Below are 17,732 nucleotides of genomic sequence, written 5' to 3'. Positions count from 1 at the left end.
GCGGCGCCCTGCGGTTCACCGATTCCCGCAACGGGAGAAGCCGAGCGTTGCGCGCACTCGTTGGGTGGAGGATGCGTCAGACCGATAGTTGTGATGCGGCCGCCTGGTCGAGCAGCCACCGGGTGGCAGCTTGACCGCACGCACCGGCAGCGGGGATCTCGACCGGGGGAGCGCCACCAACCGCAGCCGCCACTGCCTCGGCCTTCGCTTCCCCGGATACCACAAGCCACACCTCGTTCGCGCTCCGGATCGCGGGCAACGTCAGTGTGATCCGAACCGGGGGCGGCTTTGGTGAATCGGTAACCGCGACGACGTACTGGTGTTCTTCCCGCACCGCATCGGTCTGAGGGAAGAGCGAATTCACGTGTCCCTCTCCGCCCATGCCTAAGAGGTGGACGTCGAACAGAGGGCCGGTTCGGTCGGCGGCGAACACGTCGATTACCTCCGCGTAGGCGGCGGCCGCGGTCACCGGATCGCTACCGTACGCGCCATCCGAGGCAGACATGACGTGAACCCGGGCCGGGTCGATCGGAACATGGTCGAGCAACGCCTGATGGGCTTGCACCTCGTTGCGCTCGGGATCGCCTGCGGGAAGGAACCGCTCGTCACCGAAGAACACATCGAGGGCATCCCAGTCGATCGCACCGGGGTTGTCGCGCACGTGCTCGAGCACGGCGATGCCCGTGCCGCCGCCGGTGAGGACCACCGCCGCGGAACCGCGTGCATTCTGCGCCGTGACGACGGCGTCAACGAAGCGCTCGGCCGTCGCACGGACGAGTTCTGCCGTGTCGGTGAAGCGGTGAATCTCGTTCCGGCTTGAGGTATCAGACATATTCCACCTTCGACAGGCCGGTCAGGGCAGCCTCGTAGATCTGGTCGGGATCGAGTCGTCGTAGTTCCTCCGCGAGGCAGTCGCGGGTCTCGCGGCGGGCAAGGGGTACAAGGGCATCCGGTTGACCGGTTCGGCTGAGCGTCGCCGTCATCTCCGCCTGTGGTCGGCTGATCGCGATACGGTCGCCGTTCGCCAACTGCAGTTCGGCGAACAGTTCTCCGGTCTGCCGTCGGACGGTGCCCTCGATTCGGTCGGCGAGCCACCCCGCCAGAACATCGAGCGCGGGTTCGCACGCCAAACCGGACACCGTCGCGGACACGACCGGTGCGTGGGGCGGCTGGTCCAGAGCCGAAGTCAGCAGGGCACGCCAGTAGGTGATCCGGCTCCACGCGAGATCGGTATCTCCCGCCGTGTAGGAGCCGAGCCGGCTCTTGATCGTCGCAGTGGGGTCCTCGGCACCTGTAGCATCGGTGATCCGTCGAATCGCCAACCTTCCCACTGGATCCAGCGCGGGTACCGCAGGTGCGTTCTCGGGCCACCACGCGACCACCGGGGTGTCGGGCAGTAGGAACGGCACGACGACACTGGCCTCGTGATCGGCTAGTTCGCCGTGCAGCCGCAAGACGACGACCTCGGAGGCGCCCGCATCGCCGCCCACGCGGATTTCGGCATCGAGATGTGTTTCCCCCGAACGGGATCCGCGCGTCACGACGATCACACGACACGGATGTTCGCGGCTGGCCTCGTTCGCGGCGTCGATGACGTCCTCAGCGTTGTCGCTCTCGCGGGTGCACACCACGAGCGTCAGCACCCTGCCGAGGGTGACCGCTCCACCCGTCTCACGCAGTTCTATGAGCTTCTTGTTGATGGTGCCAGTAGTGGTCGAAGGCAACTCGATGATCACGGTCTCCTCCATTCACGACCGGTGCGGCGCATCATTTCCTCCGCCGACGGCGGACCCCAGGTTCCGGCCTCGTACGGTTCGGGCATTCCCTGCCTCGCCCAGTGCTCGAGGGCCGGATCGAGGATGGTCCACGACAACTCGACCTCAGCGTTGACCGGGAACAGTGACGGCTCGCCGAGAAGCACGTCGAGGATCAACCGCTCGTACGCCTCCGGAGATGAGACCGTGAACGCCTGTCCGTAGCTGAAGTCCATGTTCACGTCACGGACCTCCATGCTCGAGCCCGGCACCTTCGAACCGAACCGCATGGTGACGCCCTCGTCGGGCTGAACGCGGATCACCAGGGCGTTCTGGCCGAGTTCCTCGGTCATCGTCGCGTCGAACGGCAGGTGCGGTGCGCGTTTGAAGACGACCGCGATCTCGGTGACCCTGCGGCCCAATCTCTTTCCGGTCCGCAAATAGAAGGGGACACCGGCCCAACGCCGAGTGTCGACCTCGAGGGTGATCGCTGCGTAGGTCTCGGTGGTGGAGTCCTTCGCGAACCCTTCCTCATCGTGGAGGCCGACGACTTCGAGGCCGCCTTGCCAACCACCCGCGTACTGTCCGCGGGCGGTGGTCTCATCGAGCGGCTCGGCCAATCGCGTCGCCGACAGGACCTTGATCTTCTCGGCTTGCAGCTCCGACGGCTCGAAGCTGACCGGTTCCTCCATCGCGGTGAACGCGAGCAATTGCAGCAGATGGTTCTGGATGACGTCGCGGGCGGCGCCGATTCCGTCGTAGTAGCCGGCGCGTCCGCCCAGGCCGATGTCCTCGGCCATGGTGATCTGTACGTGATCGACGTAGTGCGAATTCCAGATCGGGTCGAACAACTGGTTCGCGAAGCGCAGTGCCAGGATGTTCTGGACGGTCTCCTTGCCCAGGTAGTGGTCGATGCGGAACACCGTGTCCTCGGGGAAGACCTTGTTCACCACCGCGTTGAGTTCACGCGCACTGTCGAGGTCGTGGCCGAACGGCTTTTCGATGACGACGCGCCGCCACTGGCCGTCCACCGACTTCGCCAGTCCCGACTGCGACAGCTGCTGGCACACCGTCGGGAACTGAGCCGGAGGAATCGACAGGTAGAAAGCATGATTACCGCGGGTGCCGCGTTCGCGGTCGAGCGTGGCGAGGGTGTTCTTGAGTTCGGTGAACGCGGCCGCGTCGTCGAAGCTGCCCTGCACGAAGCGGATGCCCCTCGACAGCTGCTCCCACACGTGTTCCCGAAACGGGGTGCGCGCGTGCTCACGCACCGCGTCGTGGACGATTTTCCCGAAATCCTCGTCCGCCCAGTCACGCCGGGCGAACCCCACCAGAGCGAACCCGGGCGGCAACAGCCCCCTGTTGGCGAGGTCGTACACGGCCGGCATCAGCTTCTTGCGTGCCAAGTCGCCGGTGACACCGAAGATCACCAAGCCGCAGGGGCCGGCGATGTGCGGTAGTCGCCGGTCCCTGCTGTCCCGGAGCGGGTTGATCCAAGCGTCCGCCGTGGGCCCGCTCACGGATCAGCCCTCTCGAGCAGCGGCTAGTTGCACCGTGATCGCGTCGAGGAGTTCGTTCCACGACACCTCGAACTTCTTCACACCCTCCGACTCGAGTTTGTCGAACACGGCCGGGATGTCGATGCCGACGGCTGCGAGCTCGTCGAACACGGCCTGTGATGCCCCGGCCCGACCGGCGACGGTGTCACCGGTGACGGTGCCGTGGTCGGCGACCGCCTCGAGGGTCTTCTCCGGCATCGTGTTGACGGTGTTCGGGGCAACGAGGTTCGTCACGTACAGCGTGTCGGGGTAGACGGGGTTCTTCACACCTGTCGACGCCCACAGGGGACGCTGCAAGCGGGCACCCGCCGCCGCGAGCGCCGCCCACCGGTCGCCACCCTCGAAGACCTTCTGGTAGGACGCGTATGCCAGGCGGGCGTTCGCCACACCGGCCCTGCCCCGCAGCTCGAGAGCGGCATCCGTACCGATCTTCTCGAGCTGTGCGTCGATCTCGGTGTCCACGCGGGAAACGAAGAACGACGCCACCGAGTGAATCTTCGACAGGTCGTGTCCGGCGGCCTTCGCAGCCTCGAGCCCGGCGAGGTAGGCGTCGATCACCGCCTCGTAGCGCTTCACCGAGAAGATCAGCGTGACGTTGACGCTGATGCCCTCGGCGATCGCGGCGGTGATAGCGGGTAGCCCCGCCTTCGTACCCGGAATCTTGATCAGCAGGTTCTCGCGGTCGACGAGCTTCCACAACTCGATCGCCTGCGCGACGGTGGCGTCGGTCTCGTGGGCAAGACGAGGGTCGACCTCGATCGAAACCCGGCCGTCCACGCCGCCCGTCGCGGCGGATACCGGCGCAAGCACGTCACATGCATTGCGGACGTCGTCGGTGGTGAGCGCGCGGACGACCTCGTCGATGCCGGCGCCCTGTGCGGCGAGCTCGTGCAGTTGCCGGTCGTACGCCTCACCCTTGGTGATGGCACCCTGGAAGATCGTCGGATTCGTGGTGACGCCGACGACACTGCGGGTGGCTACCAGTTCCGCGAGGTTACCGGTCTCGAGTCTCGTCCGGGACAGGTCGTCGAGCCACACGGACACGCCCGCCGCGGACAGAGCCGCGAGGTTGGTGTTCTGGGTTGCTGTGTCAGTCATCGTGATTCATCCCTTTGCAGCATCGTTGGCGCGAGCGAGAGTGCGGCGGGCCGCTGCGGTGACCGCATCGGCGGTGAAGCCGAACTCACGGAACAGTGTCTTGTAGTCGGCGGAAGCGCCGAAGTGCTCGATCGATACTGCTTCCCCGTCGCTCCCGATGATCTTGTACCACGGCATCGCGATACCAGCCTCCACCGAAACGCGGGCGCGCACCGACGGCGGGAGGACCTCGTCGCGGTACGCCTGGTCCTGCTGCTCGAACCAGTCGAGGCAGGGAACCGACACGACGCGCGTCGCGATGCCGTCCGCCTCGAGCTCGTCGCGGGCCGCGACCGCCAGCTGTAGTTCCGAGCCGGTTGCGAGGAGGATCACCTCGGGGCTGCCGCCGGACGCCTCGGCCAGGATGTATCCGCCGCGGGTCACGCCCTCGGCTGCCTTGGCCCGGGTGCCTTCGAGGACCGGGATGTCCTGACGGGTCAGTGCCAGTGCAGTGGGGCCGGTCTTGTGTTCGAGTGCGGCCTTCCACGCCTGGGCGGTCTCGTTGGCGTCGCCCGGACGGATGACGGACATGTTCGGAATGGCACGCAGCGCCGCGAGGTGCTCGATCGGCTGGTGGGTCGGGCCGTCCTCGCCGAGGCCGATCGAGTCGTGCGTCCACACGTAGAGCGCAGGAGTCTGCATGAGTGCGGCCAGACGGACCGCCGGACGCATGTAGTCGCTGAAGACCAGGAACGTGCCACCGTAGGCGCGGGTCGGGCCGTGGAGCACGATGCCGTTGAGGATCGAACCCATCGCGTGCTCGCGGACGCCGAAGTGCAAGGTGCGGCCGTAGGGCTGAGCCTTCCAGTCCTTCGTCGAGATGGACGTGGGGCCGAACGAGTCGGATCCGTCGATCGTGGTGTTGTTGCTGCCGGCGAGGTCGGCCGAACCGCCCCACAGCTCCGGCAGGATGGGACCGAGCGCGCCCAGGACCTTGCCCGAGGCCTTGCGGGTCGCGACTCCCTTCGCGTCTGCGCCCCACGACGGCAGATTGTCCGCCCACCCCTGTGGGAACTCGCCGGCGTGCATCCGATCGAACAGCGCCCTGCGTTCGGGCTCACGCGTGGCCCACGCGTCGAAGCCGACCTGCCACTGCTGGTGCGCGCGCTCTCCGCGGTCGGTCACCTGGCGGGCGTGTGCCAGGGCGGCGGGATCGACGTCGAAGTTCTTCTCGGGATCGAAACCGAGCGCCCGCTTGACCGCGGCGACCTCGTCGGCACCGAGCGCGGCGCCGTGCACGTCGCCGGTGTTCATCTTCGTCGGAGCCGGGTATCCGATGATGGTGCGCAGCAGAATGATCGACGGCTTGTCGGTGACGGCCTTTGCGGCGGCGACGGCGTCGAGGATGGCGGAGACGTTCTCGCCACCCTCGACGGTCTGCACGTGCCAGCCGTACGCCTCGTAGCGCTGCCCGACGTCCTCGCCGAGCGCGATCGCGGTGTCGTGTTCGATCGAGATCTTGTTGTCGTCGTAGAAGACGATCAGGTTGCCGAGCTGTTGGACTCCGGCGATCGACGACGCTTCGGAGGTGACGCCCTCCTCGATGTCACCGTCGGAAGCGATGACGTAGATGTGGTGGTCGAACGGGCTCGTGCCGGCGGGGGCCTCCGGGTCGAACAGGCCGCGCTCGCGTCGCGACGCCATCGCCATGCCGACCGCCGAGGCCAGACCCTGACCGAGCGGACCGGTCGTCATTTCGACGCCGACGGTGTGGCCGTACTCCGGGTGGCCAGGTGTCAGGGATCCCCACGTGCGCAGTGCCTCGATGTCGGACAGCTCGAGGCCGTAGCCCGACAGGTACAGCTGCAGGTACAGGGTCAGGCTGCTGTGTCCGCACGAGAGAACGAAGCGGTCCCGTCCGACCCAGTCCGGGTTCTTCGGGTCGTGACGCAGTACACGCTGGAAGAGCGTGTAGGCCAGCGGCGCCAGACTCATCGCCGTGCCCGGGTGGCCGTTGCCCACCTTCTGGACGGCGTCCGCGGCGAGAACCCGGGCGGTATCGACGGCCTTGGTGTCCAGGTCGGTCCAGTCGTCGGGGTGGACCGGTTGCGTGAGGTCGCGGATCTCGTCTGTGATCGACACGGGCAGATGTCTCCTGACATGGTTGACGTGGAGCCGGAGGGTGCTATGGGTGCTGGCGCGCCCCTCGTGCGCCTCCAGCCTAGTGTGCCGCCTAGTTCGGGTCGATTCGGTTGGCGGATAAGGGACGTCTACCATCGGTCGTAGTAGTGCAGGCGTAGGCGAGGATGTAGTCGCGTGGGGCAAGGAGACAGCGTGCGTACAGGGCATAGGCCGAGCGGACACGGCTTCGGCAGCCCGGGCGGCGCATCGGCTTCCGATTCGAACATTGCGCGGGACACGTCCACGCTGCGCGGACGAGTCGTTTCGACCATCCTGGCGTACGTCGCGCTGACGAAGCCGCGGGTGATCGAACTGCTCCTGGTCGCAACGATTCCGGCGATGCTCCTCGCCGACCGCGGCCACATCGACCTTGTACTCATTCTCAGCACTCTGTTCGGTGGATGGATGGGTGCCGCGAGCGCCAACGCCCTCAACTGTGTCGCCGACGCGGACATCGACAAGGTGATGAAGCGCACGGCGCTGCGCCCGCTGGCGCGCCAGGCGGTTCCGACCAGGAACGCGTTCGTCTTCGGCATCACGCTCGGTATCGCGTCGTTCCTGTGGTTGTGGTGGCGCGCGAACCTGCTTGCCGGTTTGCTTGTGGTCCTCACGATCGCGTTCTACGTGTTGTTCTACACGATGGTGCTCAAACGCCGGACGTGGCAGAACGTGATCTGGGGTGGCGCCGCGGGCTGCATGCCCGTGATGGTCGGCTGGGCCGCGGTCACCGGATCGCTCAGCTGGGAGCCGCTGGTGCTGTTCCTGGTGATCTTCTTCTGGACGCCGCCGCACACCTGGGCACTCGCTATGCGCTACAAGGAGGACTACAAGGCCGCCGGCGTGCCGATGCTCCCGGTCATCGCGTCCGAACAGCACGTGACCAAGCAGATCGTGCTGTACACGTGGGCCACCGTCCTGGCATCGCTCGCGCTCGTGCCCGCGGCCGGATGGATCTACGCGGCCGTCACACTCCTGGCCGGCGCCTGGTTCCTGTTGGTCGCCCACCAGCTCCACAACGGTGTCCGTCGGGGTGCGTCCGTCAAGCCGCTGAAGCTGTTCCTGCAGTCGAACAACTACCTCGCCATCGTGTGCTGCGGCCTGGCCGTCGACTCGATCCTGGGCTGGGCCACCATCTCGAGCTACTTCTGACCGGGCCTGAGCTACTTCTGACCGGGCTGACCTACTTCTGGCCGGGCTTGGGGCACCAACACGATCGAGCCAGTTGTTTTCCGGCCCTCCAGGTCACGGTGTGCCCGCTCGGCCGCGTCCAACGGGTAGCTCGCACCGACCCGCAGCCTGAGGGTTCCCGCGGCTATCGCGTCGAACACAGCGCGGGCGCGCCACGTCAACTCTTCGCGATCTCGCACATAGTGCGCGAGCGTCGGCCGAGTGACGAACAGTGAGCCGCCCGCGTTCAGTCGCTGGAGGTCGAGCGGCGGAACCGGGCCGCTGGCCGCACCGAACAATACGAGCGTTCCCCGGATCCGCAGCGACTCGAGGCTTGCGTCGAAAGTGTCCTTGCCCACACCGTCGTACACGGCGGCGACGCCCTCGCCGCCGGTCAGTTCCCGCACCTTCCGCGACAGCTCCGCACCGTAGCGCAGGACCCGCCAGGCGCCGGCCTCACGGGAGAGCGCCTCCTTCTCGTCGGTCGAGACGGTCGTGATCACCTTCACGCCCTTCGCGGCCGCCAACTGAGTCAGGAGCAGCCCGACACCACCGGCCCCGGCATGGACGAGGACCGTCTCGCCCGGCCGGGCCGGATACGCGGACTCGATCAGGTAGTGCGCAGTCATGCCCTGCAACAGCGCCGACGCGGCCTGCTCGGGCGCGACACCGGCGGGGACGTCCACAGCCACGGCTGCCGGCACCGCGACCTTCTCCGCGTAGCTACCGGGCGCCGCCGCCCACGCCACCCGGTCGCCCACCCCGAACTCGGTGACGGCGGATCCGACCTCGACGACGACGCCCGTCCCCTCTTCACCGGCAACGTACGGAAGGTCACGAGCGTAGAGCCCGGTGCGGAAATAGGTGTCGATGAAGTTGACCCCGATCGCCTCGGTTGCGACCAGCAGGTCATCCGCTCCAGGTAGCGGATCGGCCACCTCCGCGGGAGCGAGAACCTCCGGGCCACCGTTCTCGGACACCACGATTGCACGCATGTCCCTGTTCTACACCGCGGTCTCACACCGCGTGGCGCGTCTCACTCTGTACGCCCCGGCGGTCGCCGGGCTACCACCCAGTAGTCTGACCCCATGAGCACCGATACCCAGAGCACCGCTACGGACTCGGCCCTGCCCTCGGGCACGGTCGCCGCCATCCGGAAGTTCCTCTCCGAGCACGGCGGATCCGCGAGCGCGGTCATACAGCCGGTGGGGCGTGCGGGCGTGCGGATTACCCTCGTCGGTGCCGACGGTGTCCTCGGTGACCAGGTGGTCGACAGTGTCGCGGTCGCGAACGCGGTCGTCGCCTCGTTCGACGAGATCAAGGCCTCCGAGTGGGATCGAGAGCTCACCAGCGTCGTGACCCCGCGCCAGGGCCACTTCGCGCAGATGGCCGGCTGGGTCGCCCGCCAGACACGCTTCCCCAAGGCGCGCAACGAGCGCTGACGCGCATCGACTCAGGCGGGTGACGGCGCCGGGATGAGGTAGCGGCGGGTCAGACCGCGACTTTCACCGGCTGCTGGACGGTCTCGCGAACCCGACCGGCAGCCCACACGGCCGCGGTAGCCGCGGTGCACACGCCCGCGCCCGCCACGTGTATGGCCACCAGGGCCGCGGGGACGTCGGTGAAGTACTGGACGACACCCACCAGGGCCTGCGCCACGACCAGTCCGATCAGCACGAGCAGGCGCTTCTTGACCGCTGCGGGGGCTGCGACCGCGTACAAGCCGAACGCGAGCCCGATCAGCAGGGCGAGGTAACCGACGAGCATCTCGGCGTGCAGGTGGACCAGCGTGGTGATGTCGAGTTCGAGGCGGGGGACCGGATCCTCGGCGCTCTTGTCGCCGGCGTGCGGGCCCGCACCGGTGACCATCGTTCCCGCGACGAGGACGCCGGCCAGGGCGACGCCCGACAGCGCCGTCAGCCAACGCAGCGGCTGGGGCACGGTCTGCGTCTCGACACCGTCGTCGGGCTCGCCGACCTTGACGAAGAGCAGCACCGCGAGCCACACCATCAGCATCGACACGAGCAGGTGGATCGCAACGGTCCACCAGGCGAGACCGGTGAGCACCGTGATGCCACCGATCACGGCCTGCAGGACGGTGCCGGCCGGCATGAGCCACGCGTAGCCGATCACCTCCCGGCGGCGTCGTGCTCGGGTCACCGCCAGCACTACTGCGGCGGCCGCGAGCACGACGACGAACGTCAGCAGCCGGTTACCGAACTCGACCACCTGGTGGAGCGTTTGTACGCCGCTCGACACCCCCACCGGCACGAACGATCCGGGGAAGCATTGCGGCCACGTCGGGCAACCGAGACCGGACGCCGTCACACGCACGACCGATCCGGTTACCGCGATGCCGCCCTGCGTGAGGATCACGATGAACGCGATTACCCTCTGCGCGGCAGGGGACGGGAAGGGAAGACGGTCGACAAGGCTCAGGAACCCGCGATACAGCACGCCCCGATGTTAGATGGCCGTCAACTACGCTCTGTCGTTGGCCCGCCTAGGAGTCGGCCGACGTCCCCGATGAGTCATCCGAGCCGCCGCTGCCGGCACTGCCCGGATTGACGGAGACGATGCCCGAGATCGTTCCCTGCATGTACCGGCCGTCGTCCGTGATCAGTGCCGCCATCTGCAACGTGTCGCCCAGGAGTGAACTCGAGATCGGGTGGGTCATCAGCAAGTCCCCGGTCTCGGGGTCGATGACCGCGTACGCGAATCCGTCCAGCGGGGTGGTCGCGTCCAGCCCCTCACGGACCGCCGTGTAGATGTTCCCGTCCGCGATCGACAGTTGCGGCACGGCGGAACTGCGGACCTCGTTCTCCCACACCGTCGTGCAGCCCTCGCCGTCGGCGTCGACGTCGACGCGTGTCATGCCCCCGTTGAACGGTGCGGAGGAAGGCACCGCTTCGCCGGCCCCGGCCGGAACCGTCGGATACGGGTATCCGTAGGTGCCCGCGACGAATACCGACCGTCCGACGGCGATCGGGGAGTTCTCACTGCCGCTGCCGCCGGCCCCGAGGCTGCCCGAAAGACTGCCTGAGCCCCCGGCCAGGCTGCCTCCGCCACTGGGCGGCAGGACCGGTTCCTTGCAGACCTCCTCACCGGTGGCGGAGCGGTACACCAGCAGGTTCACCTGGCCGTCGGCATTGTCGACGATCGTCAGGTACTCGGAACCAGCGGTGGGGCCGAAGTAGGTGGGTGTCGAACCGGTGCCCCAGCTGAGCTGTCCCGGCTTGCGGGCGGAGCCGCGGTCGTAGGGCTGTCGCCAGTCGATCTGCGGCTCGAAGTCGGGTCCCGCGCTCAGCTGGTATGTCGCATAGGTCGATGCGACCGCGGTTCCCTCGACGGATGTCGAGATGCTGTTCTGCACCTCTTCCCCCTCCGGAAGGCTGACGGTCCGTGCGTTCCCGTCCGCGTCGACAGTGCCCACGATGCCCCCGCCGGTCGCGAACCACACGATGCCGTCCAAATCGGGCGCCAGGCCCGTGACATTGTCGTCGTCCGGGATCGCCGACGTCAGGTCGGTGCTCTCGTCCACGCTCAGCGTCCACTTGCCGTCCTGGGCCTGAGTGTGCCCGATCCGCAGCAGGTGCCGGGTGCCGTCCACCACGACGAGTCGGTCCTCGGAGTCGAGGTAGGCGTACACCCCGCCCAGCAGGCTTCCCTTGGTGAGCTCGAGTTTGGCCAGTGTCCCGGAATCCGCCGGGTCGAGCAGGTACACCGTCGGGTTCTGCCCGATCATCGTCGTGCACAGAGACACGACGAGACCGTCCGAACCCTGCAGCAGGGTCGGACATGCCGACGCGAGGTTGTACGTCACAGTCGAGACGTCGCCGGTACCCGGGCCGGCGAGCGGCGTGGCGTCGGACGACTCTGCGTCGCCGTGCATGGTCGAGGTTCCCTGAGGTCCCAGGTGCGGGTTCGGCGGTGCCAGCGGACCCCACGCAGGTGCCGCGCCGGCGGTCATCGGAGTCAGTGCGAGGGCGAGTGCGCCGCACGCAGCGAGGGAGGTCCGTCGGAGTGTGGTGATGGGCGAGGTAGACACGGCGGCGATTGTGTTACAAAACGGTCAGGCGCGGAGGTGTTTTGCCCGACTTATTAGGTGATGAACGAATACTCGTTTCAGGTGAACTTGAAAGTCCTGGTCGCGACGAATCCGGACACAAGTGCCCACCCCGCGAGGACCGCCACGCACATGACGTTGACGCTGCCGCCGGTGGCATCCTCGAGCGCCTGCGCGAGGGCCCCGGAGGGGATCAGTTGTGCGCCGATCCGTACACCGCTGTGCAGTTCATCGGCGAAGATGACGCTGCCGATGCCGGCCATCGCGAACCACAGGATGTTCGCAAGAGCGAGGACTATCTCGGCGCGCAGTGTCCCGCCGAGCAGCAGGCCCATCGCCGCGAACGTGACGGTCCCGAGAGCGATGACGACGGCACCGAGAACGAGACCGAGAACGCTGGGGCGCCACCCCAGCGCGAAACCGATCGCGCCGAGCAACACTGTCTGCAAGGCGACGACGATGACGACCGCCGCGCTCTTGCCGGCGATGATGCCCCAGCGGGGAAGTGGCGTCGCCCCCAAGCGTTTGAGTGCTCCGTAGCGGCGGTCGAAGCCGACGGCGATCGCCTGTCCGGTGAACGCCGTCGACATGATGGCCACCATCATCACAGCCGGGACGATGGTGTCGACCCGGTCGCTGCCGAAGTCACCGATCGGGAGCATCGTAAGGCCGATCAACAGGGTGATCGGGATGAACATGGTGATCAGCAACTGCTCGCCGTTGCGTAGTAGCAGGGTGAGTTCGAGCCTGGTCTGCGCGGTGAGCATCCGTCGGGGCGATGCAGGCCGCGGGCGCGGGGTGAACGTGCCGTCGGCGAACCGGTTGTCGGCCAAGCGGTCGTGGTGCGTCACGCTCATCCCCTCAGATCCCGTCCTGTGAGTTCGAGGAAGACGTCCTCGAGTCGACGTTGGTCGACCCGGATCTCGGTGGCCAGCGCTCCCTGTCCGGCGCACCACGATGCCGCGGCCGCGACGACGTGTGGATCGATCGTGCCGCGCACGACGTAGTCCCCGGGTGAGGCCTCCTGCACCTGAAATTCGTCCGGCAGCGCCGCGCGCAGTGGTGCGAGATCCAGCCCGGGCGGGGCGACCAGGCTCATCCGGCCGTCCGCGCCCGTGCGGGTGACCTCCGACGGTGTTCCGGACGCGACGATCCGGCCGTGGTCGATGATCACGAGTTCGTCGGCCAGTTCCTCGGCCTCGTCCATCAGGTGTGTGGTCAACAGGACGCTGACGCCGTCGCGGCGCAGGGCGTCGATCAGCTCCCAGACGAGCAGTCGGGCCTGGGCGTCGAGACCGGCGGTCGGTTCGTCGAGGAACACGAGTTCGGGGCGACCGACAAGCGCGCAAGCGAGCGACAGTCGCTGCTGCTGTCCACCCGACAGGCGACGGTAAGGGGTGCGGCGGGCGTCCTGCAGGCCGAGGCTGCGCAGCAGCCATTCCGGATCGTGCGGATCCGCAGAGTACGACGCGACGAGGTCGAGCATCTCGCCTGTCCGCGAACCGGGGTACGCGCCGCCGCCCTGGAGCATGACACCGATCCGTGGACGTAGTGCCGCAGAATCCGCGACCGGATCGAGTCCGAGGACCCGGACCGATCCGGCATCGGGGGAGGAGAAACCCTCGCACATCTCGACGGTCGTGGTCTTACCTGCACCATTCGGGCCGAGCAGGGCCAATACCTGCGCCTGTTCGAGGGTCAGATCGAGCCCGTCGACGGCGCGGACGTCGCCGAAGGTCTTCACGACGCCTTCGAGGTGCACCGCGGACTCGCCCCTGCGGGGCGTCGCTTCCGACGCGCTGACAATCACGAAGATCCAGCCTAGGCCCCGACGGAATCGGTTTGTCCGGTGGTACTGGGTTGCGGGCGCCACGGCAGGCGATTGCGGGTGACGAAGATGAGCGCGATACTCACGATGGTCGTGGCGATCGCGGCCTGAACGATCATGAACGGCTCGTACTCGGCTCCGTTGGGCATGAGGATGACGCTCACGAACGACGAGAAGGCGATGGTCGGGATGCGGAAGACCGGGCGGGTGGCCCACGCCGCGAGCGGAATCACCGCCCATAACAGGTACCAGGGCTGAACGACCGGGAAGAGCAGCACGATCGCCCCGAGTGAGACGCCCAGGGCCCCCACGGGGTGGATTCGACCCACAAGCACGGCGATCAGCATGCGCAGCGTGATGAAACCGGCGATCACCGATGCGATGGGGCGAGTAAGGCTGAGCACCGCCGTGGTGTGGTCTCCGAGTCCCAGCAGCACGCCGACCAGGCCGGTACCCAGGCCGAGCAGTGTGGGGATCGACATCCAACTTCGAACCTCGGTCGCGGTGCCGAGCGTTTGCGTCCAGCCCATTCCGAGCCCGCTCGCGGTGCTGACGAAAACGGTGACCGCGACGGTCACGGCGCCGAACAGAACCGCTGCTGATACGAGTGCCTTGAGGTTGGCGCCCCATCTGCGAGCGAGGGCCATACCCACGAAACCGAGCGCGAGCAGCGAGGGGATCTTGATCGTCGACGACAGCGCGATGAGGGTCGCACCTGCGAGTAGCAGCAGCAGGACTCGCCCACGTATCGGCTCGGTGCCCTCGACGGCTCGCAACGCGATCTCGACGCCCGCCAACATGAGCCCGATCATCAGGGCCTCGTTGTGGATGCCGGCGACCAGGTGGAACAGCACAAGTGGATTCGCAGCGCCGAGCCAGAGCGCGCTGACGCCCGATACGCCGCACCGACGCGCGAGGCGAGGAAGCGCCCACACGATCATTCCGACGCCGGCGAGCGCAAGGAGCCGGTGCAAGAAGATCCCGGCGACGATGTTCTCCCCGGTCAGCCACGTGATTCCCCGGCCCATCCACAGGAACAGCGGACCGTACGGCGCGGGGGTGTCCCGCCAGATGTTCGGGACGGTCCGGGTGAGGACGTTGTCGACGCCGAGCGCCCCGGCGGGCCCGATCGCGTACGGGTCGAGGCCGCGAGCGGTGATCTCGCTCTGCGCGAGGTACGAATAGACGTCGCGACTGAACATCGGCGGTGCGACCGTGAGGGGGATCACCCACAACAGCAGGGTCCGGTCGAGTTGGGAGCGGCTCAACTGTCGGGGTGCGTGCCCGCCGCGCATGTTTCCGATCGCGAACCGGCCGAGCAGGAGCCATGCGAGTACGACCATGACGGTGCCGGTCAACGTCATGCTCAAGGTCGCGCTCGTCATGCGGGCGGGCAGTCCCAGCAGGCGTAGCCCCTGGACCGGGTTCTGGAGGACCGGTTGGGCGCCGGCGCCGAGCGCGCCGATCGCCATCAGCACTGCGCCGGTCGCGCCGAACAGTCGGATCCAGTGCAGTTGGCGGGTCTCGTGGACATTGAGGCCCGGGGCTTCGGTCTCGTCGCCGTGGAGTGCGTCGGCTACCGACGGCCGCGGGGAACGCCCGTCGATACCGAGCACTCGTTTGACGAAGGCGCCGGCCTGCTCGACCCGAGACCGGGCCGGAGCATCCGACTCGTGTTCTGTCTCGGTCTGCGGCACACGGTGCAGCGTAGCGCTGCGAACGGGGTGCTCAGTCCACCCCGACCCGGCCCGCCCTGCGGGGTGTGGCGCCGATTACACAGGGCACCCTTCGTGGACCGATGCCCCGAATTCCGTCACACTAGTGTTGTGAAATTGGAAGCGGCACGACCTTCGAACGGAGAAGGCGCAGGTCACGTACCTGTGCACCCCTCCGGTGGATCGCCGCTGCCCGTTGCCGGTGGACACGAGGGGCACACGAGGGCCGCGGTGGTGCAGTTACTCGTCGAGGAGGGGCCCATCACAGCCACCGACATCGGTGCGCGACTCGGTCTCAGCGCGGCCGGTGTCCGGCGCCATCTCGACGCGCTCATCGAGGCAGGCGAGGCGCAGGAGGCCAGTTCGGCCGGCTGGCGGCAGCGGGGACGGGGGCGACCGGCGAAGCTGTTCCAGATCACCGCTGTAGGCCGAGGCAAGCTCGGTCACACGTATGACGACCTGGCCAGCGCCGCGATGCGGCAGCTGCGTGAGATCGGTGGCGAGGAGGCCATCGAGGACTTCGCCCGGCGTCGAGTCCAGTCCATCGTCGGTGACGTCCCGCCCGTGAGCGTCGACGAGCCGGAAGCGGTCGAGTCGACCGCCGACGCGATCGCGGACGCGTTCACCTCGGCGGGGTTCGCGGCGTCGACTCGTCCGGTCGGCAACGGCGTGCAGATCTGCCAGCACCATTGCCCGGTCTCGCACGTGGCCGAGGAGTTCCCGGAACTGTGCGAGGCCGAACGGGAAGCATTCACCGAACTACTCGGCCGGCACGTCCAGCGTTTGGCGACGATCGCGAACGGAGATTGCGCCTGCACGACCCACGTCCCGCTCGCCCTACCCCCGAAGACCCCATAGATGTTCTCCCCGGTGGACAGCCCACACCGGTACGTAACAAGACTCCGGAAGGAGCCCGCATGACCGTCACATCAGACCAGGTGACACCCGAGGCGCCACTCTCGCAAGAGGAGACGATCGCCTCGCTGGGCAACTATGAGTACGGCTGGTCGGACTCCGACCTTGCCGGTGCCAGTGCCCAGCGAGGACTGTCCGAGGACGTCGTGCGGGACATCTCCGCGAAGAAGAACGAACCCGAGTGGATGCTCGACATCCGCCTCAGGGCGTTGCGCACCTTCGACAAGAAGCCGATGCCGCAATGGGGTTCGAACCTCGAGGGGATCGACTTCGACAACATCAAGTACTTCGTGCGGTCCACGGAGAAGCAGGCCGAGAGCTGGGAGGACCTGCCCGAGGACATCAAGAACACCTACGACAAGCTGGGCATCCCCGAGGCGGAAAAGCAGCGGCTGATCGCAGGTGTGGCCGCGCAGTACGAGTCCGAAGTGGTCTACCACCAGATCCGTGAGGACCTCGAGTCCGAGGGCGTGATCTTCCTCGACACCGACTCCGGTCTGCGAGAGCACCCGGAGATCTTCCGCGAGTACTTCGGCACGGTCATCCCGGCCGGCGACAACAAGTTCTCCGCGCTGAACACCGCCGTCTGGTCCGGTGGATCGTTCATCTACGTGCCGCCGGGCGTGCACGTCGACATCCCGCTGCAGGCCTACTTCCGGATCAACACCGAGAACATGGGCCAGTTCGAGCGGACGCTGATCATCGTCGACGAGGGCGCTTCGGTGCACTACGTCGAGGGTTGCACCGCACCGATCTACAAGTCCGACTCGCTGCATTCCGCGGTAGTCGAGATCATCGTCAAGAAGGGCGGCCACTGCCGCTACACGACGATCCAGAACTGGTCGAACAACGTCTACAACCTGGTGACCAAGCGCACCAAGGTCGAGGCGGGCGGTTCGATGGAGTGGATCGACGGCAACATCGGTTCGAAGGTGACGATGAAGTACCCGGCCGTGTGGATGATGGGCGAGCATGCCCGCGGCGAAGTCCTCTCGGTTGCCTTCGCGGGTGAGGGGCAGCACCAGGACACCGGCGCGAAGATGCTGCACCTGGCACCGCACACATCGTCGACGATCGTGAGCAAGTCCGTCGCCCGCGGCGGAGGTCGCGCGTCGTACCGCGGCCTGGTGCAGGTCAACAAGGGCGCCCACGGGTCGAAGGCGACCGTAAAGTGTGACGCCCTGCTGGTCGACCAGATCAGCCGATCCGACACCTACCCGTACGTGGACGTCCGCGAGGACGACGTGACGATGGGCCACGAGGCGACGGTGTCGAAGGTCAGCGACGACCAGTTGTTCTACCTCATGAGTCGCGGTCTGACGGAGGACGAGGCCATGGCGATGGTGGTGCGAGGGTTCGTCGAACCCATCGCCAAGGAGCTGCCGATGGAGTACGCCCTCGAGCTCAACCGCCTGATCGAACTGCAGATGGAAGGGGCCGTGGGTTAGTGGCGAGCGAAGCGACCGCAGA

Annotated in this window: 15 protein-coding genes; 4 read left to right on the top strand and 11 right to left on the bottom strand. The window is 67.1% G+C overall.

The window, feature by feature from the left end:
* Positions 1-76 precede the first annotated feature (76 nt).
* The 5 genes from pgl to tkt are packed head-to-tail and all read right to left on the bottom strand — an operon-like array spanning position 77 to position 6,532.
* On the bottom strand, positions 77-832 hold the full coding sequence (pgl, locus tag EF834_RS09550; protein WP_127946982.1) for a 6-phosphogluconolactonase: 756 nt from the start codon (positions 830-832) through the stop codon (positions 77-79).
* Positions 825-1,736: a glucose-6-phosphate dehydrogenase assembly protein OpcA gene (opcA, locus tag EF834_RS09545; RefSeq protein ID WP_328590553.1), complete on the bottom strand. Its 912-nt coding sequence runs from the start codon at positions 1,734-1,736 to the stop codon at positions 825-827. Before opcA ends, pgl begins: the two co-directional genes overlap by 8 nt.
* Positions 1,733-3,274 carry a glucose-6-phosphate dehydrogenase gene (zwf, locus tag EF834_RS09540; RefSeq protein ID WP_127946980.1) on the bottom strand — a complete coding sequence of 514 codons (1,542 nt, stop codon included), beginning with the start codon at positions 3,272-3,274 and terminating at the stop codon, positions 1,733-1,735. The genes opcA and zwf overlap by 4 nt, the downstream gene beginning before the upstream one ends.
* Positions 3,275-3,277: 3 nt before the next feature.
* Positions 3,278-4,411 carry a transaldolase gene (gene tal, locus EF834_RS09535; RefSeq protein WP_127946979.1) on the bottom strand — a complete coding sequence of 378 codons (1,134 nt, stop codon included), beginning with the start codon at positions 4,409-4,411 and terminating at the stop codon, positions 3,278-3,280.
* Positions 4,412-4,417: 6 nt separating this feature from the next.
* A complete protein-coding gene (gene tkt, locus EF834_RS09530) occupies positions 4,418-6,532 on the bottom strand; it encodes a transketolase (RefSeq protein ID WP_127946978.1) in 2,115 nt (704 codons plus the stop codon).
* Between the two features lie 192 nt (positions 6,533-6,724).
* Between tkt and EF834_RS09525 the strand changes: the two genes are divergently transcribed.
* Positions 6,725-7,720, top strand: a complete 996-nt coding sequence (locus tag EF834_RS09525) for a heme o synthase (protein WP_127946977.1) — start codon at positions 6,725-6,727, stop codon at positions 7,718-7,720.
* Positions 7,721-7,731: 11 nt separating this feature from the next.
* Here the strand turns inward: EF834_RS09525 and EF834_RS09520 are convergent, their stop codons facing one another.
* On the bottom strand, positions 7,732-8,733 hold the full coding sequence (locus tag EF834_RS09520) for a quinone oxidoreductase family protein (protein WP_127946976.1): 1,002 nt from the start codon (positions 8,731-8,733) through the stop codon (positions 7,732-7,734).
* Between the two features lie 93 nt (positions 8,734-8,826).
* Here EF834_RS09520 and EF834_RS09515 point away from each other — a divergent pair, with 93 nt between their 5' ends.
* Positions 8,827-9,180, top strand: a complete 354-nt coding sequence (locus EF834_RS09515; protein WP_127946975.1) for a hypothetical protein — start codon at positions 8,827-8,829, stop codon at positions 9,178-9,180.
* A 49-nt stretch (positions 9,181-9,229) separates the two neighbouring features.
* Here EF834_RS09515 and EF834_RS09510 read toward each other — a convergent pair whose 3' ends face one another.
* The 5 genes from EF834_RS09510 to mptB form a co-directional block, all read right to left on the bottom strand.
* Positions 9,230-10,195, bottom strand: coding sequence for a COX15/CtaA family protein (locus tag EF834_RS09510; protein WP_127946974.1), 966 nt, complete (start codon positions 10,193-10,195; stop codon positions 9,230-9,232).
* Positions 10,196-10,241: 46 nt separating this feature from the next.
* Complete coding sequence (locus EF834_RS09505) at positions 10,242-11,708, bottom strand: hypothetical protein (protein WP_235871122.1); 1,467 nt, start codon at positions 11,706-11,708, stop codon at positions 10,242-10,244.
* Between the two features lie 155 nt (positions 11,709-11,863).
* Positions 11,864-12,661, bottom strand: coding sequence for an ABC transporter permease (locus tag EF834_RS09500; RefSeq protein WP_127946972.1), 798 nt, complete (start codon positions 12,659-12,661; stop codon positions 11,864-11,866).
* Positions 12,658-13,611, bottom strand: coding sequence for an ABC transporter ATP-binding protein (locus tag EF834_RS09495; protein WP_408014498.1), 954 nt, complete (start codon positions 13,609-13,611; stop codon positions 12,658-12,660). The genes EF834_RS09500 and EF834_RS09495 overlap by 4 nt, the downstream gene beginning before the upstream one ends.
* Before the next feature lie 14 nt (positions 13,612-13,625).
* Positions 13,626-15,248 (bottom strand): polyprenol phosphomannose-dependent alpha 1,6 mannosyltransferase MptB, encoded by a 1,623-nt coding sequence (gene mptB, locus EF834_RS09490; RefSeq protein WP_235871121.1) that lies wholly within the window; start codon positions 15,246-15,248, stop codon positions 13,626-13,628.
* Between the two features lie 264 nt (positions 15,249-15,512).
* Here mptB and EF834_RS09485 point away from each other — a divergent pair, with 264 nt between their 5' ends.
* Positions 15,513-16,205, top strand: coding sequence for a helix-turn-helix transcriptional regulator (locus tag EF834_RS09485; RefSeq protein ID WP_408014491.1), 693 nt, complete (start codon positions 15,513-15,515; stop codon positions 16,203-16,205).
* A gap of 59 nt (positions 16,206-16,264) precedes the next feature.
* Positions 16,265-17,710 (top strand): Fe-S cluster assembly protein SufB, encoded by a 1,446-nt coding sequence (gene sufB, locus EF834_RS09480; protein WP_127946969.1) that lies wholly within the window; start codon positions 16,265-16,267, stop codon positions 17,708-17,710.
* Positions 17,711-17,732 lie beyond the last annotated feature (22 nt).

It is taken from the genome of Rhodococcus spongiicola (assembly GCF_004011835.1).
Taxonomy (GTDB): domain Bacteria; phylum Actinomycetota; class Actinomycetes; order Mycobacteriales; family Mycobacteriaceae; genus Prescottella; species Prescottella spongiicola.
The sequence above is the reverse complement of the archived record's forward strand: the minus strand, read 5'-3'. Positions and strand labels throughout refer to the sequence as shown.